The organism is Bradyrhizobium sp. USDA 4011 (assembly GCF_054063415.1).
Genome location: NZ_JBSSGG010000001.1, coordinates 2,130,085 through 2,154,453, shown reverse-complemented (window position 1 = coordinate 2,154,453; position 24,369 = coordinate 2,130,085). Strand labels below are relative to the sequence as shown.

At 65.9% G+C, this 24,369-nt stretch carries 22 protein-coding genes; 7 read left to right on the top strand and 15 right to left on the bottom strand.

The genetic code is table 11. The features are described 5' to 3' along the window. Positions 1–82: 82 nt before the first annotated feature. The 5 genes from ACVW1C_RS09995 to ACVW1C_RS09975 are packed head-to-tail and all read right to left on the bottom strand — an operon-like array spanning position 83 to position 3,235. Positions 83–823 (bottom strand): HAD family hydrolase, encoded by a 741-nt coding sequence (locus ACVW1C_RS09995; protein WP_456758278.1) that lies wholly within the window; start codon positions 821–823, stop codon positions 83–85. Further along, a complete protein-coding gene (hemF, locus tag ACVW1C_RS09990) occupies positions 814–1,710 on the bottom strand; it encodes an oxygen-dependent coproporphyrinogen oxidase (RefSeq protein WP_456758277.1) in 897 nt (298 codons plus the stop codon). Before hemF ends, ACVW1C_RS09995 begins: the two co-directional genes overlap by 10 nt. Positions 1,711–1,712: 2 nt before the next feature. Beyond that, positions 1,713–2,078, bottom strand: a complete 366-nt coding sequence (locus ACVW1C_RS09985; protein ID WP_456763036.1) for a 6-pyruvoyl trahydropterin synthase family protein — start codon at positions 2,076–2,078, stop codon at positions 1,713–1,715. 28 nt (positions 2,079–2,106) lie between these two features. Continuing rightward, complete coding sequence (gene queE, locus ACVW1C_RS09980) at positions 2,107–2,739, bottom strand: 7-carboxy-7-deazaguanine synthase (protein WP_456758276.1); 633 nt, start codon at positions 2,737–2,739, stop codon at positions 2,107–2,109. Positions 2,740–2,749: 10 nt separating this feature from the next. After that, complete coding sequence (locus ACVW1C_RS09975; protein ID WP_456758275.1) at positions 2,750–3,235, bottom strand: tRNA (cytidine(34)-2'-O)-methyltransferase; 486 nt, start codon at positions 3,233–3,235, stop codon at positions 2,750–2,752. Positions 3,236–3,512: 277 nt separating this feature from the next. Here ACVW1C_RS09975 and petA point away from each other — a divergent pair, with 277 nt between their 5' ends. From petA to ACVW1C_RS09960, 3 genes are all read left to right on the top strand, one after another. Continuing rightward, positions 3,513–4,043, top strand: a complete 531-nt coding sequence (gene petA, locus ACVW1C_RS09970) for a ubiquinol-cytochrome c reductase iron-sulfur subunit (RefSeq protein WP_456758274.1) — start codon at positions 3,513–3,515, stop codon at positions 4,041–4,043. A gap of 71 nt (positions 4,044–4,114) precedes the next feature. After that, on the top strand, positions 4,115–6,187 hold the full coding sequence (locus ACVW1C_RS09965) for a cytochrome c1 (RefSeq protein ID WP_456758273.1): 2,073 nt from the start codon (positions 4,115–4,117) through the stop codon (positions 6,185–6,187). 165 nt (positions 6,188–6,352) lie between these two features. Beyond that, positions 6,353–7,027 (top strand): dienelactone hydrolase family protein, encoded by a 675-nt coding sequence (locus tag ACVW1C_RS09960; RefSeq protein ID WP_456758272.1) that lies wholly within the window; start codon positions 6,353–6,355, stop codon positions 7,025–7,027. Positions 7,028–7,175: 148 nt separating this feature from the next. Here ACVW1C_RS09960 and ACVW1C_RS09955 read toward each other — a convergent pair whose 3' ends face one another. Next, on the bottom strand, positions 7,176–8,174 hold the full coding sequence (locus ACVW1C_RS09955) for a VOC family protein (protein ID WP_456758271.1): 999 nt from the start codon (positions 8,172–8,174) through the stop codon (positions 7,176–7,178). A 331-nt stretch (positions 8,175–8,505) separates the two neighbouring features. Between ACVW1C_RS09955 and ACVW1C_RS09950 the strand changes: the two genes are divergently transcribed. Both ACVW1C_RS09950 and ACVW1C_RS09945 read left to right on the top strand, forming a co-directional pair. Beyond that, positions 8,506–10,671: an anthranilate synthase component I gene (locus ACVW1C_RS09950; protein ID WP_456758270.1), complete on the top strand. Its 2,166-nt coding sequence runs from the start codon at positions 8,506–8,508 to the stop codon at positions 10,669–10,671. Positions 10,672–10,685: 14 nt separating this feature from the next. Continuing rightward, complete coding sequence (locus ACVW1C_RS09945) at positions 10,686–11,225, top strand: adenine phosphoribosyltransferase (RefSeq protein ID WP_074131621.1); 540 nt, start codon at positions 10,686–10,688, stop codon at positions 11,223–11,225. Positions 11,226–11,277: 52 nt separating this feature from the next. On the opposite strand, the gene ACVW1C_RS09940 is transcribed toward ACVW1C_RS09945, so the two are convergent. The 8 genes from ACVW1C_RS09940 to ACVW1C_RS09905 form a co-directional block, all read right to left on the bottom strand. Next, positions 11,278–11,946 (bottom strand): hypothetical protein, encoded by a 669-nt coding sequence (locus ACVW1C_RS09940; protein ID WP_456758269.1) that lies wholly within the window; start codon positions 11,944–11,946, stop codon positions 11,278–11,280. Positions 11,947–12,053: 107 nt separating this feature from the next. Then, on the bottom strand, positions 12,054–12,797 hold the full coding sequence (locus ACVW1C_RS09935) for a P-loop NTPase family protein (RefSeq protein ID WP_173641235.1): 744 nt from the start codon (positions 12,795–12,797) through the stop codon (positions 12,054–12,056). A gap of 163 nt (positions 12,798–12,960) precedes the next feature. Beyond that, positions 12,961–14,196, bottom strand: a complete 1,236-nt coding sequence (locus tag ACVW1C_RS09930; protein ID WP_456758268.1) for a M48 family metallopeptidase — start codon at positions 14,194–14,196, stop codon at positions 12,961–12,963. 34 nt (positions 14,197–14,230) lie between these two features. Further along, the gene (locus ACVW1C_RS09925; protein ID WP_456758267.1) at positions 14,231–14,791 is read right to left on the bottom strand and encodes a LemA family protein; all 561 of its coding nucleotides are present in this window, start codon (positions 14,789–14,791) and stop codon (positions 14,231–14,233) included. Between the two features lie 143 nt (positions 14,792–14,934). After that, positions 14,935–15,900: a small ribosomal subunit Rsm22 family protein gene (locus ACVW1C_RS09920; RefSeq protein WP_456758266.1), complete on the bottom strand. Its 966-nt coding sequence runs from the start codon at positions 15,898–15,900 to the stop codon at positions 14,935–14,937. Between the two features lie 145 nt (positions 15,901–16,045). Next, on the bottom strand, positions 16,046–19,510 hold the full coding sequence (gene smc, locus ACVW1C_RS09915) for a chromosome segregation protein SMC (protein ID WP_456758265.1): 3,465 nt from the start codon (positions 19,508–19,510) through the stop codon (positions 16,046–16,048). Between the two features lie 347 nt (positions 19,511–19,857). Next, positions 19,858–20,514, bottom strand: a complete 657-nt coding sequence (locus ACVW1C_RS09910) for a DsbA family protein (RefSeq protein WP_050403998.1) — start codon at positions 20,512–20,514, stop codon at positions 19,858–19,860. A 122-nt stretch (positions 20,515–20,636) separates the two neighbouring features. Beyond that, positions 20,637–21,116: a DUF721 domain-containing protein gene (locus ACVW1C_RS09905; RefSeq protein ID WP_456758264.1), complete on the bottom strand. Its 480-nt coding sequence runs from the start codon at positions 21,114–21,116 to the stop codon at positions 20,637–20,639. Positions 21,117–21,258: 142 nt separating this feature from the next. On the opposite strand from ACVW1C_RS09905, the gene mutY reads away from it, so the two are divergent. Then, the gene (mutY, locus tag ACVW1C_RS09900) at positions 21,259–22,371 is read left to right on the top strand and encodes an A/G-specific adenine glycosylase (RefSeq protein ID WP_456758263.1); all 1,113 of its coding nucleotides are present in this window, start codon (positions 21,259–21,261) and stop codon (positions 22,369–22,371) included. 65 nt (positions 22,372–22,436) lie between these two features. Next, complete coding sequence (locus ACVW1C_RS09895) at positions 22,437–22,856, top strand: PaaI family thioesterase (protein ID WP_456758262.1); 420 nt, start codon at positions 22,437–22,439, stop codon at positions 22,854–22,856. Positions 22,857–22,998: 142 nt separating this feature from the next. Here the strand turns inward: ACVW1C_RS09895 and ACVW1C_RS09890 are convergent, their stop codons facing one another. Beyond that, positions 22,999–24,267, bottom strand: coding sequence for a flavin-dependent oxidoreductase (locus tag ACVW1C_RS09890; protein ID WP_456758261.1), 1,269 nt, complete (start codon positions 24,265–24,267; stop codon positions 22,999–23,001). Positions 24,268–24,369 lie beyond the last annotated feature (102 nt).

The following is a 24,369-nucleotide window of genomic DNA, read 5'->3' as shown; positions in this document are numbered from 1 at the left end:
GGCAAGCTAGCGGCCCGTGATGACAGTCCGATCACGGCCGACGTTCTGCGCGGTGGATTTTGCTGTGAAAACAGAAGCTGTGTTATTTGCGCGCGGCCGGAACCAGTTCGGTCAGCGAGCGGATGATGCGGTCGGGCCTGATCGTCGATCCCGGCGGCAGCCCGACACCGTGCACGTCCATCCAGATCGCGTAGATGCCAAGCCGCTGCGGCGCCACGACTTCCCACTCCAGATTGTCGCCGATCATCCAGGTATCAGATGCGGAGACACCGAGCGCCTGCATCGCGTGCAGATAGGCGCGCTCCTCGGGCTTGCCGAAACCGTGCTCGCCCTCGATCTGGATGTGATCGAAGCGATGGCCGAGCGCGAAGCGCTCGACCTTGGCGCGCTGCATGTCGGCGGCGCCGTTGGTGACCAGTGCGAGCTTGATGCCGAGCGCCTTGAACGCATCGATCGCTTGATGCGCGCCAGGGAAGACGAACATCTCCTCCTCGCGATAGGCGGTGAAGCGATCGGCGATGCGGTCCGCGAGATCGTCCGGCAGCGCACGGTGGCCGGCCGCCGCAAGCTGAGCGAAGCCGCCCTTCACGGTCAGCCGCCGCGCCTCACCGAGCTTGATCCGCCAGATCGGCTCGGCGGTCGACCAGAATTGCCGTGCGGAAGCCAGCAGCGCGGTTGCGACCTGATCCGGGGGCAGGGGCGCCAGCTCCGCGGCGAATTCGGTTGCGATGGTGTTCCAGGCGATCTCGGGACGTCCATAGGCCGACAGGATGGTGTCATCCATGTCGATCAGCATCGCGCGCGGCAGGTTCATTACGGCCATTTCACCTCCGGCGGCAGCGACGACAGGATCGAATCGACATTGCCGCCGGTCTTCAGGCCGAAGATGGTGCCGCGGTCGTAGAGCAGGTTGAACTCGACATAGCGCCCGCGGCGGACCAGCTGCTCGTCGCGGTCCTCCGCGCTCCAGGCGGCCGCGAAATTGCGCCGCACCAGGTCGGGATAGATGTTCAGGAAGCTGCGCCCGACGTCCTGGGTGAAGGCGAGGTCAGCGTCCCAGTCGCCGCTGTCGTGCCAGTCATAGAAGATGCCGCCGATGCCGCGGGCTTCCTTGCGGTGGGGCAGATAGAAATACTCGTCGCACCACTTCTTGTACTTGTCGTAGTCGGCGACGCCGTTCGACCCGCTGCACGCCGCTTTCATCGCGGCGTGGAAGGCGACCGTATCGGGGTCCTCCTGGGTGCGCCGGCGGTTCAGCACCGGCGTCAGATCGGCTCCGCCGCCGAACCACGCCTTGGTGGTGACGACGAAGCGGGTGTTCATGTGCACGGCGGGCACGTTCGGATTGCGCAAATGCGCGATCAGCGAAATGCCCGACGCCCAGAACCTCGGATCATCAGCGGCGCCGGGAATCTGCGCGCGGAATTCGGGAGCGAACTCGCCATGCACGGTCGAGCAGTGCACGCCGACCTTCTCGAACAGCCGGCCCTTCATGATCGACATCACGCCGCCGCCGCCGGGCTTGCCGGTGTGGTCGGTGCGGTCCCAGGGGGTGCGCACGAACCGCCCGGCAGCGCCGGGATAGAGCGCTGCGGGGGCATCGTCCTCGAGCTTCTCGAAGGCCGCGCAGATGTCGTTGCGCAGCGCCTCGAACCAGCTGCGCGCGCGCGCCTTGCGGTCCTCGATGATGGCGGGGTCTGTTGGCAGCATGGCTAACCTTGCGGGCCGAAGTAAGTGCAGCTCTCGTTGCAGCTGTCGCGATGGACGCTGACGCGGGTCAGCTTGCCCGCGTGTTGCAGCCGCTCCCAGATGAAGCGTGAGAGATTCTCCAGCGTCGGGACGCCGATCGCCTCGATCTTGTTCAGGAACTTGTGGTCGAGCGTCTTCTGCACCTCGGCCATGGCGCGTTCGAGCAGGCCCAGATCGATCACCATCCCGGTTTTCGGATCGGGCGTGCCGCGCACCGTGACTTCGGCGCGGAAAGAGTGACCGTGAATCTCCTCGCTGGCGGTGCCAAGGGTCGTTCCGGACAGCGCATGCGCAGCTTCAAACCGAAACGCTTTCGTCAATTCCCACATCTCGTTCAACAATCCAGTTTCCGTTAGTTCATCTAATGCCGAGCGTCTTGTGCGTCTGCACGCTGAGGCGCCATTGCGGGTGCTTCAGGCAGTATTCGATCGCCCGCTCGGTATTTTCGATCACGTCGGGGCCGTCCATTGGTTGCAGCGAGAAGCGCTCGAAGGCGAGCCCGGCGAAGTCCTCCGGCGCGTTTTCGGGCTGCGGATAGACCAGCTTGAGCTCGTGTCCCTTGCGCACCACGAGCTCGGAAGCGGCCTTGGGGCTGACGCAGATCCAGTCGAGCCCCTCGGGCGGGGCGATGGTGCCGTTGGTCTCGATCGCGATCGCAAAGCCGTGGCCGTGCAGGGCCTCGATCAGAGCTTTATCGACCTGCAGCAGCGGCTCGCCGCCGGTCAGCACCACGTAGCGGTCGGCTTCGCCCCCCGTCCATTGCGCTGCGATGGTGCCGGCGAGCTCGGTCGCGTCGGCATAGCGGCCGCCGAGCGTGCCGTCGGTGCCGACGAAATCGGTGTCGCAGAACCGGCAGACTGCGCCGGCGCGGTCCTGCTCGCGGCCGCTCCAGAGGTTGCAGCCGGCGAAGCGGCAGAACACGGAGGCCCGGCCCGCATGGGCGCCTTCGCCCTGCAAAGTGAGAAAGATCTCCTTGACCGCGTAGCTCACCAAATATCCCTTAAGTTACCGAACCGGTAGTTCCTGAGCCGGCAAGCCCTGAATCCGTCTGCCGCAGCGCTTCTCCGACTGCCATGGCCGCGGTGACCGCCACATTGAGCGAGCGCAGGGACGGCTTGATCGGAATCAGCAGCCGCGCATCCGCGGCGGACACGACCGCCTCGGTCACCCCTGCCGTTTCGCGCCCGAAGAGCAGGACATCGGAGGCCATATACGCGAAATCAAGGTAGGATTTCGCCGCCTTGGTCGTGAACAGAACCAGCCGGCATCCGGCCTCGGCCCGCCATTCCTCGAATTTCGACCATGAGTCGTGACGCTTCAACCGCACATGGTCGAGATAGTCCATACCCGCCCGGCGGAAATTCCGGTCCGAGGTGTCGAACCCTGCCGGTTCGATGATATGGGCTGCCACGTCCAGGCAGGCGCAGAGCCGCAGAATCGTCCCTGTATTCTGGGGGATGTCGGGCTGGAACAGCGCGATCTGCATGGTGCGGGCGACCTGTGAAATCCGGATGAAATTGTCTCAATAAAACATCGCTTGGCGCGGATTTCGTGCATTGCACGTGTGCGAGCCGATAGCGGGCTTGCGCTCGTCCGGCAAGGGTGCCAATAGAACGATTCTGGACTGCTGTTCCGCCATTTGGGGTGGGGAATAGTGGTTTTCTGCCGCCGCGGGGGCCGCGGGCGCCGGCAGCCTTTCTTGGGGCGCGTTCTGCGTCTCCGGGGCGGTTCCACCGGCTGCAGAAAAGAAAGGGCTAGGAATCGTGACGACAGCGTCTTCGGCGGACCATCCGACACGCCGTGATTTTCTTTTTGTTGCAACCGGAGCTGCCGCCGCGGTCGGCGCAGCCGCCACCGTGTGGCCGCTGGTTGCCCAGATGAACCCGGATGCCGCGACGATCGCGGCCGGCGCGCCGATCCAGGTCGATCTGACGCCGATCGCCGAGGGCCAGGACATCAAGGTCTTCTGGCGCGGCAAGCCCATCTACATCAGCCATCGCACCAAGAAGCAGATCCAGGAGGCGCAGAGCGTGGCGCTCTCGAGCCTGCCCGATCCGCAGCCCGACTCTGCCCGCGTCAAGGCGGGCCACGACCAGTGGCTGGTCGTGATCGGCATCTGCACTCATCTCGGCTGCATCCCGATCGCCCATGAGGGCAATTACGACGGCTTCTTCTGCCCCTGCCACGGCTCGCAGTACGACTCCTCCGGTCGTATTCGCCAGGGGCCGGCACCCGCCAACCTGCCGGTGCCGCCCTACGCCTTCCTTTCCGACACCAAAATCCAGATCGGCTAAGTCCCGACCCTCCGGGACTTCGGCTTCCCCTTGGACCCATCGCGTCGTTTTTCTTCTTCAGGATCGCATCAATGAGCGGACCATCTGATTTTCAACCGAGCAACCCCGCCTTGAAGTGGATCGAACGGCGCCTTCCGATCTTCGGCCTCGTCCACTCCTCGTTCGTGGCCTATCCGACGCCGCGCAACCTGAACTACTGGTGGACCTTCGGCGCCATCCTTTCGATGATGCTGGCGCTGCAGATCCTGACCGGCGTGATCCTGGCGATGCACTACACGCCGCACGCCGATCTCGCCTTCAAGTCGGTCGAGCTGATCGTCCGCGACGTCAACTACGGCTGGCTGCTGCGCAACATGCATGCCTGCGGCGCGTCGATGTTCTTCTTCGCCGTCTACATCCACATGTTCCGCGGTCTCTATTACGGGTCGTACAAGGAGCCGCGCGAGGTGCTGTGGATCCTCGGCGTCATCATCTACCTGCTGATGATGGCGACCGGCTTCATGGGCTATGTGCTGCCGTGGGGCCAGATGAGCTTCTGGGGCGCCACGGTCATCACCAATCTGTTCTCGGCCGTGCCGTATTTCGGCGAGAGCATCGTAACCCTGCTGTGGGGCGGCTATTCGGTCGGCAACCCGACGCTGAACCGCTTCTTCTCGCTGCACTATCTGCTGCCGTTCGTGATCGCCGGCGTGGTCGTGCTGCACGTCTGGGCGCTGCATGTCGCGGGGCAGAACAACCCGGCCGGCGTCGAGGCCAAGACCGAGAAGGACACCGTGCCGTTCACGCCCTATGCGACGATCAAGGACGCGTTCGGTGTGTCGTGCTTCCTGATCTTCTTCGCCTGGTTCATCTTCTACATGCCGAACTATCTCGGCGACGCCGACAACTACATCCCGGCGAACCCGGGCGTGACCCCGGCGCACATCGTGCCTGAATGGTACTATCTGCCGTTCTACGCGATCCTGCGCTCGATCCCGAACAAGCTCGCCGGCGTCGTCGCGATGTTCTCGGCGATCATCATCCTGTGCTTCCTGCCCTGGCTCGACAGCGCACGGACCCGGTCGTCGAAGTATCGTCCGCTGGCCAAGCAGTTCTTCTGGATCTTCGTGGTGGTCTGCATCCTGCTCGGCTACCTCGGCTCGCAGCCGCCGGAAGGCATCTATGTGATCGCCGGCCGCATCCTGACGGTGTGCTACTTCGCCTACTTCCTGATCGTGCTGCCGCTGCTCGCCCGCATCGAGACGCCGCGCCCGGTGCCGAACTCGATCGCCGACGACGTGCTGGCGAAGAGCAAGGGCAGGGCCGCGACCGCCGCCTCGGTGATGCTCGCGCTGGTGGTGGCCGGCGGCCTGTTCGCAGGCAGCACCCAGAACGCCAAGGCCGAGGAGGGCGGTGACGCTCCGCCGGCCCAGAAGTGGTCGTTCTCCGGCCCTTTCGGCAAGTATGATCGCGGCTCGCTGCAGCGTGGCCTGAAGGTCTACAAGGAAGTCTGCTCGGCCTGCCACGGCCTGTCCTATGTTGCGTTCCGCAATCTCGCCGATGCCGGCGGCCCCGGCTATTCGGAGGCGCAGGCGGCTGCGTTTGCGTCCGAGTACAAGATCAAGGACGGCCCCAACGACCAGGGCGAGATGTTCGAGCGTCCGGGCCGACCGGCGGATTACTTCCCGTCACCGTTCCCGAACGAGCAGGCCGCGCGTGTGGCCAATGGCGGCGCGGCGCCGCCCGATCTCTCGCTGATCACCAAGGCACGGTCCTACAAGCGCGGCTTCCCGCAATTCGCGATCGACTTCTTCAGCCAGTACCAGGAGCAGGGCCCCGACTACGTCGACGCCATCCTGCAGGGCTTCGAGGACAAGGTCCCGGCCGGCGTGACGATCCCGGAAGGCTCGTACTACAACAAGTACTTCCCCGGCCACGCCATCAAGATGCCGAAGCCGCTGTCCGACGGTCAGGTGACCTTCGACGACGGCTCGCCGGCGACGGTCAAGCAATACGCGCACGACGTCACCACGTTCCTGATGTGGGCCGCCGAGCCGCACATGGAAGAGCGCAAGCGGATCGGCATGCAGGTGTTCTTCTTCCTGGTGATCTTCGCCATCCTGATGTACTTCACCAAGCGCAAGGTCTGGGCCGACGCTCACTGACCTCAGGTATGGTATCGCGCGTTTGAAAAAGCCCCTTCGGGGGCTTTTTTGTTTGCTCCCATCATTGCGAGCCGTTGGCCCGCAATGACGGCTAATTGATTGCTTCCTGGCTGTAGTGCGGACAAAATGCCGGCCAATCGGCCGGCCAACATTGCGGAGGAACTCATGGGTACCAGCATCAACTTCAAGCGTCCGGACGGCAAGGAAGCGTCAGGCTATCTCGCCAACGCCGCGCGCGGCAACGCGCCTGGGGTCGTCGTGATCCAGGAATGGTGGGGGCTGCAGGACCAGATCAAGGGAATGTGCGACCGCTTCGCGCGGGCCGGTTTCGATGCGCTGGCGCCCGATCTCTACAAGGGCAAGGTGGTGCCGTATCACGACACGGACGCGGCCGGCAAAGAGATGAACTCGCTCGACTTCATGGACGCCACCACGCAGACGGTGCGCGGCGCCGCTCAATATCTCGGCAAGAACGGCGCCAAGGTCGGCCTGACCGGCTTCTGCCTCGGCGGCGCGGTGACCATCATCGGCGCCACCAAGATCCCGGAGCTGACCGCCGGTGTGGTGTTCTACGGCATTCCGCCGGAGCAGGCGGCCAAGCCGGCGGACGTGAGAATTCCGCTCCAAGGCCATTTCGCCACCAAGGACGACTGGTGCACGCCGGCACTGGTCGATGGTTTTGAGAAGGCGATGAGGGCCGCCGGCAAATCGCTGGAGCTGTACCGCTATGACGCCGAGCACGGCTTCGGCAACGAGCAGCGCCTGTCGGTGCACGACCGGCAGTGCGCGGAACTGGCCTGGGGCCGGGCGACGGACTTCTTCAGGAAGCATCTGGGGTAGTACGTTTGCAAACACCGGCGTCGTCCCGGCGAAAGCCGGGACCGATTACCACCGCTCCACATTGTCACGAAGGCTGGGGCCACAGCGAGCCCCAACAACAAGACCCTGTGGTTAGGGGTCCCTGCTTTCGCAGGGACGACGGCGAGGTTTAGCTCTCCGCCTTTACCCCGTCCCACCACGGGCAGGTCCCCGACATCAGCTTGAAATTGCCTTCCAGCACCTGCACCGGCGCGCGCTTGCCCTCGGCGGCGGCGCGCATGCGCATCTCGCGCGCGACGGCGCGGTCCTCCGGCGACAGCCAGACCCGTTCGTGACCCCACAGGCTCGGGCCGTCATGCATCTCGAACGGCGTCCAGTTCGCCGGGTCGATCTCGCGGCCGCCCCAGCCGCACTCGACCATGAAGGCTGACGGCGATTTGGCGTAGAACGAGGTCATCAGGTCGTTGGTGTGGCGGCCGAGCGTGACGTTGACCCGGTCTTCCTTCATCGCGATGTCGTAGGCTTGCCCGACATCGTCCAGCGAGAACAGCTCGACCATCAGATGGTGCATGCCGTTGCTGCCGGTCTCGATCAGCGCGAGCGAGTGATGGCGGGCATTGACGTGGAAGAAATAGGCGCGGAACGGTTTTTCGATGTAGTCGCTGAGGCCGAAGCCGAGCACGTCGACATAGAAGCTCATGACGGGCGCGATGTTCGCGACGGTCAGCACCGCGTGGCCGAGCCCGAGCGCGCCGGTGCGAAAGCCGGAAATGGATCGTCCCGGCCGGAACGGCGTGTCGTCGATCTCGGCGCCATGAAACGCCTCCAGGCGGTTGCCGGCCGGGTCCTGGAACGAGATCAGGCCGCGGACCCGCCTGGTATCGGCGAGCGCCTGCGGCTCGGCGGTGACAGGCACGCCGGCGCGCTCCAACCGCGCCGCCATCGCGTCGAGGGCTCCGGCATCTGCCACCTCCCAGCCGAAGAACCTTGTCCCTTCGCCCTGGGCGCGGTCGATCACGATGCGCTGCTTGCGGTCGTCCATCCGGAAGGCGAGCAGCGAGTTGCCGCGCTCGATCGCCTGCAGCCCGACCAGGCCGGTGCCGAATTGCCGCCAGTCGTCGAGCGCGTCGGAGCCGAAGCCGGCATATCCGAGACCCAAAATCGCCATCTGCGCCTCCACCATCTGTCTGTTTTTTGGGCGGCCGGTCACCGCTATTTCGCCAAATCCTACGCGGATTCCGGTCGCTTCAAACCCCGAAAATGCCGTCCCGCCTTGGGGCAGGGGTGTCGGGCCATCCCTTGACACGGCCCGCGTCGGGTGGTGAGTAGCGGCCATGAGCACCGTTGCCAGTCCATCCCGTCGTTGGTGGCCCACCTTCTCATAGGTGGCCGGTGCGTTTTCATTTCCCAAAAACGTCGAAGGTCGCCATCGCAGTGCGACGGTCTCCCTTCGTTTGTCCTGTGTGGCGCTCTCTTCCCAAGTTTCGTAAGAGGATCACATGAACAGGACAGTCTTCTCCCTGCCGGCCAAAAGCGAATACCTCACCAATGGCGGCCTTGCGGTTGCGCGCGTGGTCGAGCAGTTCACCGGCGGCGCCAACCGCCTCGACGACCTGATCGCGCTGCTCGACCGCCGCTGCGGCGTGGTGCTGTCCTCGGGCACGACAGTGCCGGGCCGCTACGAGAGCTTTGACCTCGGCTTTGCCGACCCGCCGCTGGTGCTGGAAACCTCAGGCACCGACTTCTCGTTGCAGGCGCTGAACCCGCGCGGCGAGGTCCTGATCGCCTTCCTTGGCGACGTGCTGCGCGAGCCCTGCGTCGTGATCACGGAGCGGAGCGCAACTCGGCTCGCCGGTCATATCATCCGCGGCGCCGCGCCGGTCGAGGAAGACCAGCGCACCCGCCGCGCCAGCGTGATGTCGCTGGTACGCGACATGGTGGCGGCGTTCGCCTCCAATGCCGATCCGCTGCTCGGCCTGTTCGGCGCCTTCGCCTACGACCTCGTGTTCCAGATCGAGGACCTCGTGCAGAAGCGCACCCGCGACGCCGACCAGCGCGACATCGTGCTCTACGTGCCGGACCGGCTATTGGCCTATGACCGCGCCACCGGCCGCGGCGTGGCGCTGAATTACGAGTTCTCCTGGAAGGGCAAATCGACCGCCGGCCAGCCGCACGAAACCGCGCCGAGCCTCTATGCCAAGACCGGGCGGCAGGGCTTTGCCGATCACGCCCCGGGCGAGTACCAGGCGACGGTTGAGGTCGCGCGCGCGGCGTTCGCCCGCGGAGACCTGTTCGAGGCAGTGCCTGGGCAGCTGTTTGCCGAGCCCTGCGAGCGCTCGCCGGCGGAAGTGTTCCAGCGGCTCTGCCGCATCAACCCGTCGCCTTATGGCGCGCTGATGAATCTCGGCGACGGCGAATTCCTGGTCTCCGCCTCGCCCGAGATGTTCGTGCGCTCCGACGGCCGCCGGGTCGAGACCTGCCCGATCTCGGGCACCATCGCGCGCGGTTCGGACTCGATCGGCGATGCCGAGCAGATCCGCAAGCTCCTGAACTCGGAAAAGGACGAGTTCGAGCTCAACATGTGCACCGACGTCGATCGCAACGACAAGGCACGCGTCTGCGTGCCCGGAACCATCAAGGTGCTGGCGCGGCGACAGATCGAGACCTACTCAAAGCTGTTTCATACCGTCGATCACGTCGAGGGCATGCTGCGGCCGGGCTTCGATTCGCTCGACGCATTCCTGACCCATGCCTGGGCCGTGACCGTGACCGGCGCGCCGAAACTGTGGGCGATGCAGTTCGTCGAGGACCATGAGCGGTCGCCGCGGCGCTGGTACGCCGGCGCGATCGGCTGCGTCAATTTCGACGGCAGCATCAACACCGGCCTCACCATCCGCACCATCCGCATGAAGGACGGTCTCGCCGAGGTGCGCGTCGGCGCGACCTGCCTGTTCGACTCGGATCCGGCCGCCGAGGACCGCGAATGCCAGGTCAAGGCGGCGGCGCTGTTCCAGGCGCTGCGCGGCGATCCGCCGAAGCCGCTGTCGGATTTCGCACCTGACGCCACAGGCTCTGGCAAGAACGTGCTCCTGATCGATCACGACGACAGTTTTGTACACATGCTGGCCGATTACTTCCGCCAGGTCGGCGCCAACGTAACGGTGGTCCGGCACATTCATGCCCAGGACATGCTGAAGCAGCGCGGCTGGGACTTGCTGGTGCTCTCGCCCGGTCCGGGGCGCCCGGAGGATTTCGGCATCGCGAAAACCATCGACACCGCGCTCGAGAAGAAGCTGCCGATCTTCGGCGTCTGCCTCGGCGTGCAGGCGATCGGCGAATATTTCGGCGGCCAGCTCGGCCAGCTCGGCCAGCCCGCGCATGGCCGTCCGTCGCGCGTCCAGGTGCGCGGCGGCAGGCTGATGCACAATCTGCCGAATGAGATCGTGATCGGCCGCTATCATTCGCTCTATGTCGAGCGCGACAGCGTGCCCGAGGTGCTGGCGGTGACCGCGACCACCGAAGACGGCGTCGCGATGGTGATCGAGCACAAGACCCTGCCGGTCGGCGGCGTGCAATTCCATCCGGAATCGCTGATGTCGCTCGGCAACGAGGTGGGCCTGCGCATTGTCGAGAATGCATTCCGGCTTAATCCGCCGGCCAATTGAGGATTGCGAGACCAATGACCTTCGACCACGACATCAAGGCGACCGTTCGCACCATCCCGGACTACCCGAAGAAGGGCATCCTGTTCCGCGACATCACGACGCTGCTTGCGGATGCCCGCGCCTTCCGCCGCGCGGTCGATGAGCTGGTGCATCCCTGGGCGGGGGCGAAGGTCGACAAGGTCGCAGGGATCGAGGCGCGCGGCTTCATCCTCGGCGGCGCGGTGGCGCATCAGCTCTCGGCCGGCTTCGTGCCGATCCGCAAGAAGGGCAAGCTGCCGCACACCACGGTGCGGATCGCCTACTCGCTGGAATACGGCATCGACGAGATGGAGATGCATGCCGATGCCGTGCAGCCCGGCGAGCGCGTGATCCTGGTCGACGATCTGATCGCGACCGGCGGCACCGCGGAGGGCGCGGTGAAGCTGCTGCGCCAGATCGGCGCCAATGTGGTCGCGGCCTGCTTCATCATCGACCTGCCCGATCTCGGCGGCGCCGCCAAGCTGCGTGCGATGGACGTTCCGGTGCGCACGCTAATGGCGTTCGAGGGGCACTAGCGGCACTCCCTCCACACGTCCCGGCTCGCGCTTCGTTTGGCCGGGACGACAGTCATCCCCGTTGCAGCAGCATGCTCAGCTCGAGATCGCGGAACGTGGTGTAATTCCGCCGGATCCACTGATGCAGCTCGGTCGATGAGTCCCGCTCCTGGCGCAGATAGCCGGTGAAGGAGAAGGTCAGCCGGTCGATATAAGTCTTCAGGAACACCGGCAGGGCGCGGAAGCGTAGCACCCGGCTGCCGGTCATGACGGGCGGCAGCTCGCCACGCACCACGAACTCGTTGTCGATCACGACGAGGGCGTTCGGCGGGATCATGCCCTGCAGCGTCTGGTAGCCGTGCACCGAGGCGCGGTCGGTGTCGGCCACATAGAGGATCACAGGCGAGACGCGGCGGCGCAGCGCCTCCTTCATCAGCCCGATCTGGTCGACCATTTTGAAGAATTCGTCGAAGGCGTGGTAGCCGAGGTCGATCACCTTGGCGATGCCGTCATTGACGATGACGCGGTCCATCAGCTGCATCTTGCCGTAGGTGTCGATCACGTCGGCGGTCTCCGTGATCCGCGGCAGATAGTCGAGCAGCGACGGCTCCTTCAGGTTGATGTCGTAGCAGACGACGTCGCCGTTCTTGAGCAGCAGGAATTCGCCGAGCAGCCGCGCGATCAGCGTCTTGCCGACCTGCGGGCGGGGCGAGCAGATGATGTAAACGGGCGTGGACGACATCGCCCGCTATATCAGGCCAAATTTTCGCCTAATCCAGCCCCATCGCCGTCCCCCGGCGCGATTTTTTCGCTGCCCTCGGGCGCGACCTTTCGCTGCCTTGTGCGCGACTATTTTTCGCCCTTGGCCGACTTGGCGCCGACCAGGTCGGTCAGCTTGATCCGGTCGTACTCGCTCCAGACATTGGCGAGCCAATGCCGGACGTAGCCGCGCAGCACGAACGAGTAGTTGGCGGCGTCGTCGTTGATGCCCTTGTTGGCGACGAATTTCAGGAACGGAACCGAGGAGACCTCGACCTGCTCGTAGGCCATTTCGTTGAGCTTCGGGATGGTGAGGTCCACGGCATCCTTGATGCGGTGGAAGTAGGAATTGTAGGTCGCCTGGTCCCACTGGAAGAACTGGGTGTCGTTGATGAAGTTCTTCACCAGGAAGTACTTCGCGCCGCCCATGAAGTTGGCGGTCTCGGCGATCTCGTCCAGCGAGGCGATCGAGGGGCCGAGGATGTGGAACACGGCGAAGGTAATCTGGCCGGAGCGCGCGGCGTCGAGGAAGCCGATATCGCGCAGCGAGGCCAGCGCGGGCGACAACAGGCCGGCGCGGACGTCGATCACGGTGACCGAGGAACCGGCGTTCAGCGTATCGAAGATCTTCATCTGGTCCGCGGTCGTCGTCATGTCGACGATCTCGGTGATGTCAGGGTGGAAGCGCTTCAGCGTGCCGCGCGGCGACTCGGTGTCGAACGCCCGGGTCTGCACATTGTTGGCACTGAAATAGTCCAGGAGCGTCCGCGAGACGGTGGTCTTGCCGACCCCGCCCTTGTCCGCGCCCACCACGATCACAACCGGCTTTGCCATGGAAGTCCCTTAAAGCGCGCTCCCGACCGCGATGGCGATCGGCAAGTCCCCACACTGCTTTGGGCGCGAACATGGCAGAAACGAGGGAGAATTCAATTCCTTAAGGTGCCCATGACCGGCCTCGTGGAGATTTCCTTAACGGACTGAGTGGTCTAGGGCACGATCAGCGGTGCCGGCCCCAGGGGCCTTGAAGGGGGCCTTGCAGGGGATCCAGCGGTCCCAATGGTCCCTGTGCGGGGCTGGTGCCGGGCAGCGGCGGCGGATTGTTCGGTCGTGCAGGCGGCGTGTCGCCCCATGGCCCATGGCTGACAGGCGGAGGCTGGTCGCCTGCCGCGGCCGGTTGGTCCTGGGTCTCCGTCTCATCCGGCAGCGCCAGCGGTCCGGGATCGTGCCCGCCGGCATATTTGACCAGAGCATCGACCCGGGACTTCACCGACGGATGGGTGGCAAACAGGTCGGCAAAACCCTCGCGCGGATTGTCGACGCAGAGTTCCATCACCGCCGAGGTGGCGCCCGGCAACTCGCCGCGGTTTTCGATCTTGCGCAGTGCCGAGATCATCGCGTCTGGATTTTTCGTCAGCTCGACCGATCCGGCATCGGCGAGGAATTCGCGCGACCGCGACAGTGCGAGCTTGACCACCTGCGACAGCAGCCATGCCAGCACGATCAGCGCCACCGCGATGATGATCACGACGATTGCGCCGCCGCCCGAGCCCTTGCTGTCGCGGTCCGACGAGGATGACGACGATCGGGAGGATGGCGAGGATGACCAGCCGCCACCATCGCCGCTCCACGACAGATTTGTGAACAGGCGGAAGAACAGTTCGCTGAAGAAGCCGACCACGCCGGCGATGATCACGGCGACCACCATCAGCTGCACGTCGCCGTTCTTGATATGGGTGAGCTCGTGGCCGAGCACGGCCTCGATCTCCTGGTCGTTCAGTGCCCTCAGAAGACCCGTGGTGACCGTGATGGCGTATTGCCGCGCGTTCAGTCCGGTCGCGAATGCGTTCAGCGCCGGGCTGTCCATCACCTTCAGCTTCGGCATCGGAATGCCGCGCGAGATGCAGAGGTTTTCCAGCAGATTGTAGAGACGCGGCTGCTGCTGCCGCGTCACGCTCTCGCCGCCGGTGACGGCGTCGATCATCTTCTGGTGGAAGAAATAGGCGATCACGATCCAGGCCACGGCCGCGATCGTTGCCCATGGGAAGACCGAGACCAGGTCGCGCGAGGCGCGCGCAAGGTAATAGTCGACCGTGCGGCCGCTATCGGTCATCACCTCCGCGACCAGCGCGCCGGCATAGACCAGCACGTAGATCAGCAGGAACAGCCCGGCGAGCAGCAGCATCGAACGAAACTTGTTCGATGCGATATGCGTGTAGAGACCATAGGCGGCCATGACGGAGCAGCCTCTCGCCGGCGCGCGTTGCGCCTCAGAACTTCACGCTCGGTGCCGCCTCGACCTCCGTGCGGCTGGTGCCGAGGTCGAAGAAATCCTTGCGGGTGAAGCCGAACATGCCGGCGAACAGCGCGGCCGGCATCTGCTGGATGCCGGTGTTGTATTCCTGGACCGCGTTGTTGAAGAAGCGGCGGCTGGCGGCGATCTTGTTTTCGAGATCGGAAAGCTCCGAGGCGAGCTGCTGGAAATTGGCGTTGGCCTTGAGGTCCGGATAGGCCTCGGACAGCGCGATCAGCCGGCCGAGCGCGCCGGAGAGCTGGTTCTCCGCCGCCGAGATCTGGGCCGGTCCCTGCGCCGAGATCGCCGAGTTGCGCGCCTTGATGACATCGTCGAGCGTGCCGCGCTCATGTGCGGCATAGCCCTTCACGGTCTCGACCAGGTTCGGAATCAGGTCGTGACGCTGCTTGAGCTGCACATCGATGTCGGCAAAGGCCTGGCTGACCCGCTGGCCGAGCGCGACGAGGCGGTTGTAGGCGCCGAACGCAAACAGCACGAGAAGGACGATGACGCCGATAACGATCCAGCTGGTCGACATGACAGGGCAGCTCCTGATGGACGAGACGGCGGCACCGTAGCCCAAGATGTGGGCGCAGGGCAGCCCGCCGCGAAAAGGGTGGGCATGGATTGGTCGGCACAGAACCAAGATTGGTTCAACATTCGCCGGGAAGACGCAAATAGCTAAACCGCATCGCCCCAGCGCCAGCGTCGGGCGCTGGCGTAATCGGCCTTGGCGCGGCGGGGCACCCTGGCGACGACGACGCCCTCCGCCGTGCACAGCTTGGCCGCAACCTCGACCTTGCCGACATCGGGCTGCGCCAACACCCGCGATGGCCGGTTCTCAATGCGCGCGCGGCTCAGCGCGACATAGGCGAAGCGCTCGTCCTCGAACGGGGCATCGGCGCCCTTGACCTGCTTGTGCGCGCGCGAGCGTTGCAGGCGCTGCGAGAAATGGCACCAGTCGGGCGCGACCAGCGGGCAGTCGCCGTCATGCGGGCAGGGGGCTGTGACATGCGCGCCGGCGGCGATCAATCGGGCGCGGAGTGCAATGATCCGCGCATAGCCCGCGGGCGTGCCGGGTTCGACGACCAATAGCGTATCGCCGGTTTTGGACCACAGCAAATCGGCCAGTGCCGCGCGCTCGGTTTCGCCGAGCTCGCCGATCATGTAGCTGGCGACGACGAGATCGGCCGGGTCGGCCTTGTCCAGCAAGGCGCGCGCCTGGCCGAGTTCATAGTTGACGTCGTGCAGGCGTGTGGTGCGTTGAAACAGCCCCTCGGCCAGTGTTCGCAACACGCCGTTGGCGTCGAGCAGGGTGAAGCCCTTTAGCGACGTGAACGTCTCCGCGGCCGCCCAGGTCGCGGTCCCGGGGCCGGCGCCGACATCGAGCAGGCTCGTCGGCGCGAAGTCCGGCCGGATCTCCGTCAACGCATTGAGGCTCGCCACCACGGCCGCATAGGTCGCCGGCATCCGCGCCAGCGCATAGGCGAGCGCATCGGTTTCGGTCCGGATCGTCCCGGAGCCGCCGCCCTCGCGATAGGTCTGTGAGATCACCGCGGCGCGGCCGGCGGCGTCGCTGCGTGAGCGGCCTTCGAGCCTGGCGTTGAGCGCGGCGCGCAGTTCGGCAGGGAGATCGGGTGAAGTCATGCGCCGTACTCTCCCAACGTCATTGCGAGCGAAGCGAAGCAATCCATGGCGCCGCTTGTGGAGGCGTGGATTGCTTCGTCGCTATCGCGCCTCGCAATGACGGAGCCGAGAGGCCTCGTCTTGAGTCCGAGCTTTCCGACGAGCCCTACGCCACGTTCTGGTCGAGGATATCGACTGCGCCCTGCAGGTCGACCGACACCAGCTGCGACACGCCGCGCTCGGCCATGGTGACGCCGAACAGCCGGTTCATCCGCGCCATCGTGATCGGATTGTGCGTGATGATGATGAAGCGGGTTTCGGTCGACGCCGTCATCTCGTTCAGCAGGGTGCAGAACCGCTCGACGTTGTGGTCGTCGAGCGGCGCGTCGACTTCGTCCAGCACGCAGATCGGCGACGGGTTGGTCAGGAACACCGCGAAGATCAGCGCCAGCGCCGTCAGCGCCTGCTCGCCGCCGGACAGCAGCGACAGCGTCTGCGGCTTCTTGCCGGGGGGCTTGGCGATGATCTCGAGGCCGGCCTCGAGCGGATCGTCGCTCTCGATCAGGTGCAGCGCCGCTTCGCCGCCGCCGAACAGCTCGGTGAACAGCCGCTTGAAGTGGTTGTTGACGGTCTCGAACGAGGTCAGCAGGCGCTCGCGCGCCTCGCGGTTGAGGCTCTGGATGCCCTGCCGCAGCCGCTTGATCGCCTCGACCAGATCGTCGCGCTCGGTGGTCAGCGCGGTGTGCTGGGTCTCGACTTCCTTCAATTCTTCCTCGGCGCGCAGATTGACCGCGCCCAAGCGCTCGCGGTCGCGGCGCAGCTTTTCGAGTTCTTCCTCGACCTGCGCGACCGGCGGCAGCTCCGCGCCGGGCTCGATCTCGGCCATGCCGACGACCGCGCTCGGCTCGACCTCAAGCATGTCGTGGATCTCGCGCTCGATATCGGCGAGGCGGCGACGGGTGCCCTCCATGCGCTCTTCGGCGCGCGCGGTGGCTTCGCGGGAGGAGGAGAGCGCTTCGAGCGAGGTCTTGGCGAGGCGATCGGTTTCCGCCATCGCGGCTTCCGCCGTCGCCAGCGCGTCGGCGGCGATCCGGCGATCGCCCTCGGCGTGCTCGATCTCCGTGATCAGCGCGCTGCGCTTCTCGGCGAACACTTCCGGCGCATTGGCCAGTTCCTCGCGCTCGGCCGACACCTCGGCGATACGCTCCTCGATGGTTCCGACCTGCGAGGCGGCGCTGGTCTTGCGGCTCTGCCACTCGTTGCGTTCGGCAACGATGGCCTGCACGCGGCGGTCGGCGAGTTCGGCCTCGCGGGCGAGCGCCTGCGCCTCGGCGCGGACTTGCGCCGCGGCACGCCGCTGGTTGTCGATCTCGGCGCGAACCGCGGCGAGCTGGGCTTCGGTCTCGACGCCCGGCGGCAATTCCGACAGCGCGGCAACTGCGCTCTCGTGGGCGGCTTCAGCCTCGGCGCGGTCGGCGGCGAGGCGGCTGTGTGCCTCGGTCAGCGCCGATTTGCGCGCGGAGTGGCGGTTGATCTCGCGTTCGGTCGCGGCATGGCGCTCACGCGCGGCATCGGTCTCGCGGCGGGCGGCGCGCACGGCTTCGCGCGAGGCACCCTCGGCGGCGGACGCCGAGCGCAATTCTTCTTCAGCCGTCTCCAGCGCCTGGCGCTTGGCGGCGGCATCGATGCGGGCCTGCTCCAGCTCATGCTCGATATCGACCAGGCGGGCGCGTTCGGCGAGGCGGCGGGCGGCGCCAGTTGGAGCATGGGCGTCGGCGACAAAGCCGTCCCAGCGCCAGACGTCGCCTTCGAGCGACACCAGCCGCTGGCCGGTCTTCAGCTGCGACACCAGCGCCGCGCCGCGCTCCTTGGCCACCACGCCGATCTGGGCCAGACGCCGCGCCAGTTCCGGCGGCGCCTGGACGTGATCGGCCAGCCGTTCGACGCCATCCGGCAGTGCGGGGTCGCCCGCGGCTTCACCGACATTGGTCCATCGCATCGGCGCAGAGGAATCCACCGGCGCGTCGAGGTCATCGCCGAGCACGGCGCCGATCGCCTTTTCGTAGCCCTTGGCGACCGTGATGCCGTCGATGATCGGCGGCCACAGATTCTTGGTCTCGCTGGTGACGAGCTTGGAGATGGTGCGGGCTTCGGTCTCGAGCCGCTGCACCCGCTTTTCGGCTTCGGCGAGCGGATTGCGCGAGGCTTCCAGCGTCTGCCGCGCGGCGGCATGGTGCATTTCGCTGGACTGCACGGCCGCCTCGGACTCGGCGAGCGTCTGCTGCGCCATCTCCACGGCGGCAGCGAGCGCGTCGATGTCGCCGAGATTGCCGGTCTCCTGCGCGAGCTTGGTTTCCTCGGCCTGGACGTTGGCGATCTCCTGATCGAGCCGCGCGAGGCGGTCGCGATGCGTGCGCACGCCGGCTTCGAGCTGGTTGCGCTTGGCGGTCAGGTCGGCGAGCTGCGTAGTCAGTTCGGAGAACTGGCGCTCGGTCGCGGCCAGGATCTCCTCGGCCTCGGAGACGCGCTCGTCGACGCCGGAGCGCTTCTCGACGCGCGACTTGATCTCTTCCTTCAGCTCGGCGTCTTCGGTGTCGAGCCGCTGCAGCGCAATGTCGGCATCCGAGGTCTGCTGCTGCTCGCGCGCGATGTCCTGAGCGAACTGGGTGAGGCGGCGATCGAGCTCGCCGACGCGCTCCTTGGCGCGCTGCTCCTCGCGGTCGAGCATCTCGCGCGCATTGGTCAGGCGCTGCAGGCCGGCGGCGGCGCGCGCCTCGGCGTCGCGCAGCGCTGGCAATTCGGCGGCGCGGATCGCCTGGATGCGGGCGGATTCGGCCTGCTCGCGGGTGCGCTCGGCCATCTCGCGCACGGAGATGTCATGGGTGTGCGCGGCGTCGTTGACGTCGGCATTGGCCTCGATCCAGCGCAGATGGAACAGCATGGCCTCGGACTTGCGCACCTTGGCTGCGACCTCGCGGTAGCGAATCGCCTGGCGCGCCTGCTTCTTCAGGCCTTCCATCTGGCCGCTGAGCTGGCCGATCACGTCCTCGACGCGGGTCAGGTTGGTTTCGGCCGCCTTCAGCCGCAGTTCCGCCTCATGGCGGCGGGCATGCAGGCCGGCAACGCCGGCGGCGTCTTCCAGCACGCGGCGGCGCTGCTCGGGCTTGGCCTGGATGATTTCGCCGATCTTGCCCTGGTGGACCAGCGCCGGCGAACGCGCGCCGGTGGCGGCATCGGCGAACAGGATCTGCACATCCCTTGCACGGACGTCGCGGCCGTTGATGCGGTAGACCGAGCCGGCCTCGCGCTCGATGCGGCGGGAGATTTCGAGCAGCTGGCTGTCGTTCACCGCGGCCGGCGCCGAGCGATCGGAATTGTCGATCGTCATCACGACTTCGGCGTGGTTGCGCGCCGGACGGTTGCCGGAACCGGCGAAGATCACCGCATCCATGTCGGCGGCGCGCAGCGACTTGTGCGAGGTCTCGCCCATCGCCCAGCGCAGTGCTTCGACGAGATTGGATTTGCCGCATCCGTTCGGTCCGACGACGCCGGTCAGGCCCGGCTCGATCACGAAATCGGTGGGTTCAACGAACGACTTGAAACCGTGCAGGCGGAGGCGCGTGAGCTTCATGTACACAAATCTCGTTTGGCCGGGCGCGAATCTCCCTGCCGTGACAATACCATGGATGGCAATGTCGGTGTCTGGGGTGAATAGCTGCGTGCAGCTCTCATGAGCGGCGACAATGGCGATGCCGGTGCGTCAGGGCAACCGCTTGACCAAGCTTTTCCCAAGGGATTTGCAAGGGTTTTGCAGGGGTTTTGTGACCTCCGCATGTCCTCGAAGATTCGCATCACGCGAATCAGGTTTTCAACAACCAAATGATGCGACGGCGGCATGCCGTGATCGCAAATCATCCACAATTATCGTGCCGCGACTCGAACGCGGGCATGATGACGTCAGATTCGCGGGGCGCGGGATCAGCTCTTCAGCAGCGGGTCGATGTGCTTGCTGAACTCCTCGAACGAGGTCTCGCCCTTCAGCATCTCGCCATTGACGAAGAAGGTCGGCGTCGAGTTCACCTTCAGCACATCGTTGGCGTATTTCTGGTCGGCGGCGATCTTGTCGAGCAGCGTCTGATCCTTCAGGCAGTCCTCGACCTGCTGCTGGCTGAGGCCGGCCTGCTTGCCGATCCGCGTCAGCGTCTCGGTGGTGTTCTTGACCACCCAGTCGTTCTGCTGGCGGAACAGCAGGTCGATCACGGCAAAGAACTTCGGCGCGTCGTCCTTGGCGATGCAGCGCGCCAGCATCGAGCCGGCGGCGGCCTTGATGTCGAGCGGGAATTCGCGGAACACGTAACGGACCTTGCCGCTGTCGATGTAGGTCGACTTGATCTTCGGGAACACGGTCTCGTTGAAATTGGCGCAGTGCGGGCAGGTCATCGAGGCGTATTCGATGATGGTCACCTTGGCGTCCTGCGGGCCGAGCCCCATGTCCGGCAGCGACTGCGGCTTGGCGACCTCGGCGGCGGTCTGCGCGAACGCGTCCGTGATCAGGCGTAGCGGCGACAGCCCGGCGAGGGCCGCAAGCCCGGTCAGCGAGAGAGCGGTGGTGAAAGCGCGGCGCGTGATGATCAAGGTCAGCTCCCGGATTGGCGCATTCACGCCAGAATGAAGGGGGTCCCGAAAAGAAGCCTTCGCTAGCTTGAAACGACCATTGTGGCAATGCCGGGGTCTCGCGGCCGAGCCTGCGAAAAGCGTCAATTTCGCTTGATCGAGGCACCCAGGCGGGCCAGCGCGGCGCGCAGATCGTCGTCCTCGACGGCGCCGAGGTTTGCCGCCTCCCGGGCCACGTCTTTGGCGTCGGGCGGGCGCGGCCGGGCGGGGCGGCCGCGGCGCAAAAGCGGCGCTTGCCGGATCGTCAGGCGGCCGACCGCGTGCCAGCCGAAGAAGCGGTTCACCCGTTCCAGGATGACGTCGGAGGAGTGCTGGATCTCCAGCGCCATCGGCCCCTCGACCCGCAGCACCAGCGTGGCCGGCTCCTGCGGCTGTCCCTCTACCGGGCGCGGCCACTGGATTTTGAGGGGCTCGCAATAGGCCGCGATCCGGTCGCCCGCGATCTCGGTCCAGCGCGTCACCAGTTCGCGCGCGGCAAAGCCCTGCTTGGCATAGGCGTCGGTGAAGACGTCGCTGAGCAGGATCGACAGGGGCTTTGCGCTGATCGGGCCGGGTCTGGGCATGGGAGGGGTTATAGCAGCAGTGGCGATGCGGCCGAAACCGTGTTCATCAATGTGGCCGCTCTTCCGTCCAGGGATAAGAAAGACGTGGATGCCCGGGGCAGGCCCGGGCATGACGTCGCGAGATTTGCCTTAAGATAGGTCCATGAGCTCGCGCGCCGCCGCCAAAACCAAACCGGCCGACCAGCAAGCCGACCGCCCGGCGCGGCTGCTTGCCTGGTATGACCGCCATCGCCGGCGGCTGCCGTGGCGCGCGGAGGCGGGGGAGCGGGCCGATCCGTACCGTGTCTGGCTGTCCGAGATCATGCTGCAGCAGACCACGGTCAGGGCGGTCGGGCCTTATTTCGAGAAATTCCTGTCGCGCTGGCCCGACGTGACCGCGCTCGGCCGCGCCTCGCTCGATGATGTCCTCAGGATGTGGGCCGGGCTTGGCTATTATTCGCGGGCGCGCAACCTGCATGCCTGCGCGGTTGCGGTGCTGAATGACCATGGCGGAGTGTTTCCAGATACCGAGGAGGGGCTGCGCGCGCTGCCCGGAATCGGGCCCTATACCGCAGCGGCGATCGCCGCGATCGCGTTCGACCGCCGCACCATGCCGGTGGACGGGAACATCGAGCGCGTGGTCACCCGCCTCTACGCCATCGAGGAGGCGTTGCCGCAGGCCAAGCCGCTGATCAAGGCGATGGCGACGACATTGCTCGCCCCGTCCCGCGCCGGCGACGAGAACTCTCGCGCCGGCGATAGCGCGCAGGCGCTGATGGATCTCGGCGCCACCATCTGCACGCCGAAGAAGCCGGCTTGCGCATTGTGCCCGCTGAATGACGATTGCGCAGGACGCGCCCGTGGCGACCAGGAGACGTTTCCGCGCAAGGCACCGAAGAAGAGCGGCACGTTGCGTCGCGGCGCCGCCTTCGTGGTGACGCGCGGCGGCGAGCTCCTGGTGCGTTCGCGCCCGGCAAAGGGCCTGCTCGGCGGCATGACCGAGGTGCCGGGATCGCAATGGCTTGCCGGGCAGGCGGATGCCGCCGCGCTGGCGCAGGCGCCGAAGCTCAAGGGCGTCACGCGCTGGCACCGCAAGACCGGCGTGGTCACCCACGTGTTCACGCACTTTCCGCTGGAGCTCGTGGTCTACACGGCCAATGTTCCGCCGCGGACCCGCGCGCCGGAGGGCATGCGCTGGGTGCCGGTGGCGACGCTGGACGGCGAGGCGTTTCCCAATGTGATGCGCAAGGTCGTCTCGCACGGGCTGGATCTCTAGGGGGAGACCTGCTGACACCATGCTGGCAGCAGGTCTCGGCTACAACATCCCAAATGGAGGCCGCCATGATCGCAACCGCACTCGACCGCATCCCGATGCCGCCAGTCGCAAAGCTGCTGGGTTGGCACGTGGCTGGCGCACGTCCGCAGGACGGCTGGATCAGGATCGTGTTCGACGGCAAGCCGGACTTCTGCAATCCGGCCGGCTTCGTCCAGGGCGGCATGCTCTCGGCGATGCTCGACGACACGATGGGCCCCGCGGTGTTCATCATGACTGAGGGCAGGCTCTTCACCACGACGATCACGATGAATGTGAACTTCCTCGCGCCTGCCAAGCCCGGACCGATCACCGGCGAGGCGACCGTCACGCAGCTCGGCAAGACCATCGCCTTTGTCGAGGGCCGGTTGACCGCCGCGGACGGCACTTTGCTCGCGACGGCGAGCAGCAGCATCCGCCTGGTGGAAGCGTCGCGGGCGCTGCGCTAGGGCAGCGTGCGCGCTACAGCAAACCCGTCATGAGCCTCGAAGCATGCAGGGCCACCAGCGCGGCCGTGCACCCTTCGAGACGCCGCTTCGCGGCTTCTCAGGGTGACGGAATCATAGAGCGGCGCTTTGATGCACGCAGCACTTAGGCTCCCGCCCGCTGCACGATCGGCGGCTTGGCGTTCAACCCCTCGACCTGGAAGCCGGCGACGCGCTTGTAGTTGGCGGCGATGTCTTCAAGCTCCTGCTGCGACAGCACCTCGGTGACGACGCCGAAGCCGTCGGGGGCGCGCTCCTCGACGAGCTGCATGACCTGTTCGGGGCCGTTGCGGCGGTTCAGCATCACCAGATCGGTCGTCGCCGGACGCCGTTCGGCCTCATAGGCCAATAGCGCCGCCTGCGTCGGGCCATGCGCCAAAATCTCACGCGTCAGCGTGCGCGCATCGAGGATCGCCTGCGAGGCGCCGTTGGAGCCGATCGGGTACATCGGGTGCGCGGCGTCGCCCATCAGCGTGACGCGGCCGAAGGTCCATTGCGGGATCGGATCGCGATCGACCAGCGGATATTCGTAGGCATGCGGACAGTTCCGGATCAAACCGGGCACGTCGAGCCAGTCGAAATTCCAGCTCTCGAACCACGGCAGGAACTCGTCGAGTTTTGCCGTGCGGTTATAGTCCTCGCGGCGCCACTGATAGGTCGGCGGCATGTGGCGCTCGGCGACCCAGTTGATGTCGAACTTGCCGTCGGGGCCGGCCTCCTTCGAGATCGGATAGCAAACGAATTTCAGGGTCTCGTGGCCGGCCATGATCATGGTGCGGCCGGTCAGGAAGGCATTGCCGCGGGTGATGCCGCGCCACAGGATGCGGCCGTTCCAGATCGGCGGCCCTTCCTGCGGATATAGCTTCTCGCGCACCGCCGAATGGATGCCGTCGGCGGCGATCAACACCGCGCCGTCATAGCTGCCGGCGGGCTTGCCGGTCGCCTTGTCGATAAAGTCGGCGCGGACGCCGTCGGCGCTCTCAGTCCAGCCCGTGAGATGATGGCTCGTGAGGATGTTCTCGGGCCCCAGCCGTTCGGTCGCGGCGTCGAGCAGCAACTGTTGCAACCGGCCGCGATGGATCGAGAACTGCGGCCATTTATAGCCGGCCTCGAGCCCGCGCGGCTCGCTCCAGATCGGTTTGCCATGCTTGGAGAAATAGGCGAGCTCGCGGGTGCGCACCGCCGATGCGTCGAGCACATCGTGCAGGCCGAGCTCGATCAGTTCGCGCACCGCATGCGGCAGCACGTTGATGCCGACGCCGAGCGGCCGCAATTCGGGCACGCTCTCGAAGACCCGGCAAGGCAGGCCAATCTGGTGCAGGCTGAGCGCCAGCGTCAGCCCGCCAATTCCGCCACCTGCAATGAGTACAGTCATGAAAGCCCTCTCGATTGGCCATGGTCATCGCATGGCGGCCCCGCTGCGGGCAAGGTCCGCGGCACCGGGCGGGGTGGACGGCAAGGGGGGCTGCCGCTAACG

Coding starts and splice junctions, on each gene's coding strand:
- ACVW1C_RS09995 (WP_456758278.1), bottom strand. CDS start 823: ATGGCCGTAATGAACCTGCCGCGCGCGATGCTGATCGACATGGATGAC.
- hemF (WP_456758277.1), bottom strand. CDS start 1,710: ATGCTGCCAACAGACCCCGCCATCATCGAGGACCGCAAGGCGCGCGCG.
- ACVW1C_RS09985 (WP_456763036.1), bottom strand. CDS start 2,078: ATGTGGGAATTGACGAAAGCGTTTCGGTTTGAAGCTGCGCATGCGCTG.
- ACVW1C_RS09975 (WP_456758275.1), bottom strand. CDS start 3,235: ATGCAGATCGCGCTGTTCCAGCCCGACATCCCCCAGAATACAGGGACG.
- ACVW1C_RS09965 (WP_456758273.1), top strand. CDS start 4,115: ATGAGCGGACCATCTGATTTTCAACCGAGCAACCCCGCCTTGAAGTGG.
- ACVW1C_RS09960 (WP_456758272.1), top strand. CDS start 6,353: ATGGGTACCAGCATCAACTTCAAGCGTCCGGACGGCAAGGAAGCGTCA.
- ACVW1C_RS09955 (WP_456758271.1), bottom strand. CDS start 8,174: ATGGCGATTTTGGGTCTCGGATATGCCGGCTTCGGCTCCGACGCGCTC.
- ACVW1C_RS09950 (WP_456758270.1), top strand. CDS start 8,506: ATGAACAGGACAGTCTTCTCCCTGCCGGCCAAAAGCGAATACCTCACC.
- ACVW1C_RS09945 (WP_074131621.1), top strand. CDS start 10,686: ATGACCTTCGACCACGACATCAAGGCGACCGTTCGCACCATCCCGGAC.
- ACVW1C_RS09940 (WP_456758269.1), bottom strand. CDS start 11,946: ATGTCGTCCACGCCCGTTTACATCATCTGCTCGCCCCGCCCGCAGGTC.
- ACVW1C_RS09935 (WP_173641235.1), bottom strand. CDS start 12,797: ATGGCAAAGCCGGTTGTGATCGTGGTGGGCGCGGACAAGGGCGGGGTC.
- ACVW1C_RS09930 (WP_456758268.1), bottom strand. CDS start 14,196: ATGGCCGCCTATGGTCTCTACACGCATATCGCATCGAACAAGTTTCGT.
- ACVW1C_RS09925 (WP_456758267.1), bottom strand. CDS start 14,791: ATGTCGACCAGCTGGATCGTTATCGGCGTCATCGTCCTTCTCGTGCTG.
- ACVW1C_RS09920 (WP_456758266.1), bottom strand. CDS start 15,900: ATGACTTCACCCGATCTCCCTGCCGAACTGCGCGCCGCGCTCAACGCC.
- smc (WP_456758265.1), bottom strand. CDS start 19,510: ATGAAGCTCACGCGCCTCCGCCTGCACGGTTTCAAGTCGTTCGTTGAA.
- ACVW1C_RS09905 (WP_456758264.1), bottom strand. CDS start 21,116: ATGCCCAGACCCGGCCCGATCAGCGCAAAGCCCCTGTCGATCCTGCTC.
- mutY (WP_456758263.1), top strand. CDS start 21,259: ATGAGCTCGCGCGCCGCCGCCAAAACCAAACCGGCCGACCAGCAAGCC.
- ACVW1C_RS09895 (WP_456758262.1), top strand. CDS start 22,437: ATGATCGCAACCGCACTCGACCGCATCCCGATGCCGCCAGTCGCAAAG.
- ACVW1C_RS09890 (WP_456758261.1), bottom strand. CDS start 24,267: ATGACTGTACTCATTGCAGGTGGCGGAATTGGCGGGCTGACGCTGGCG.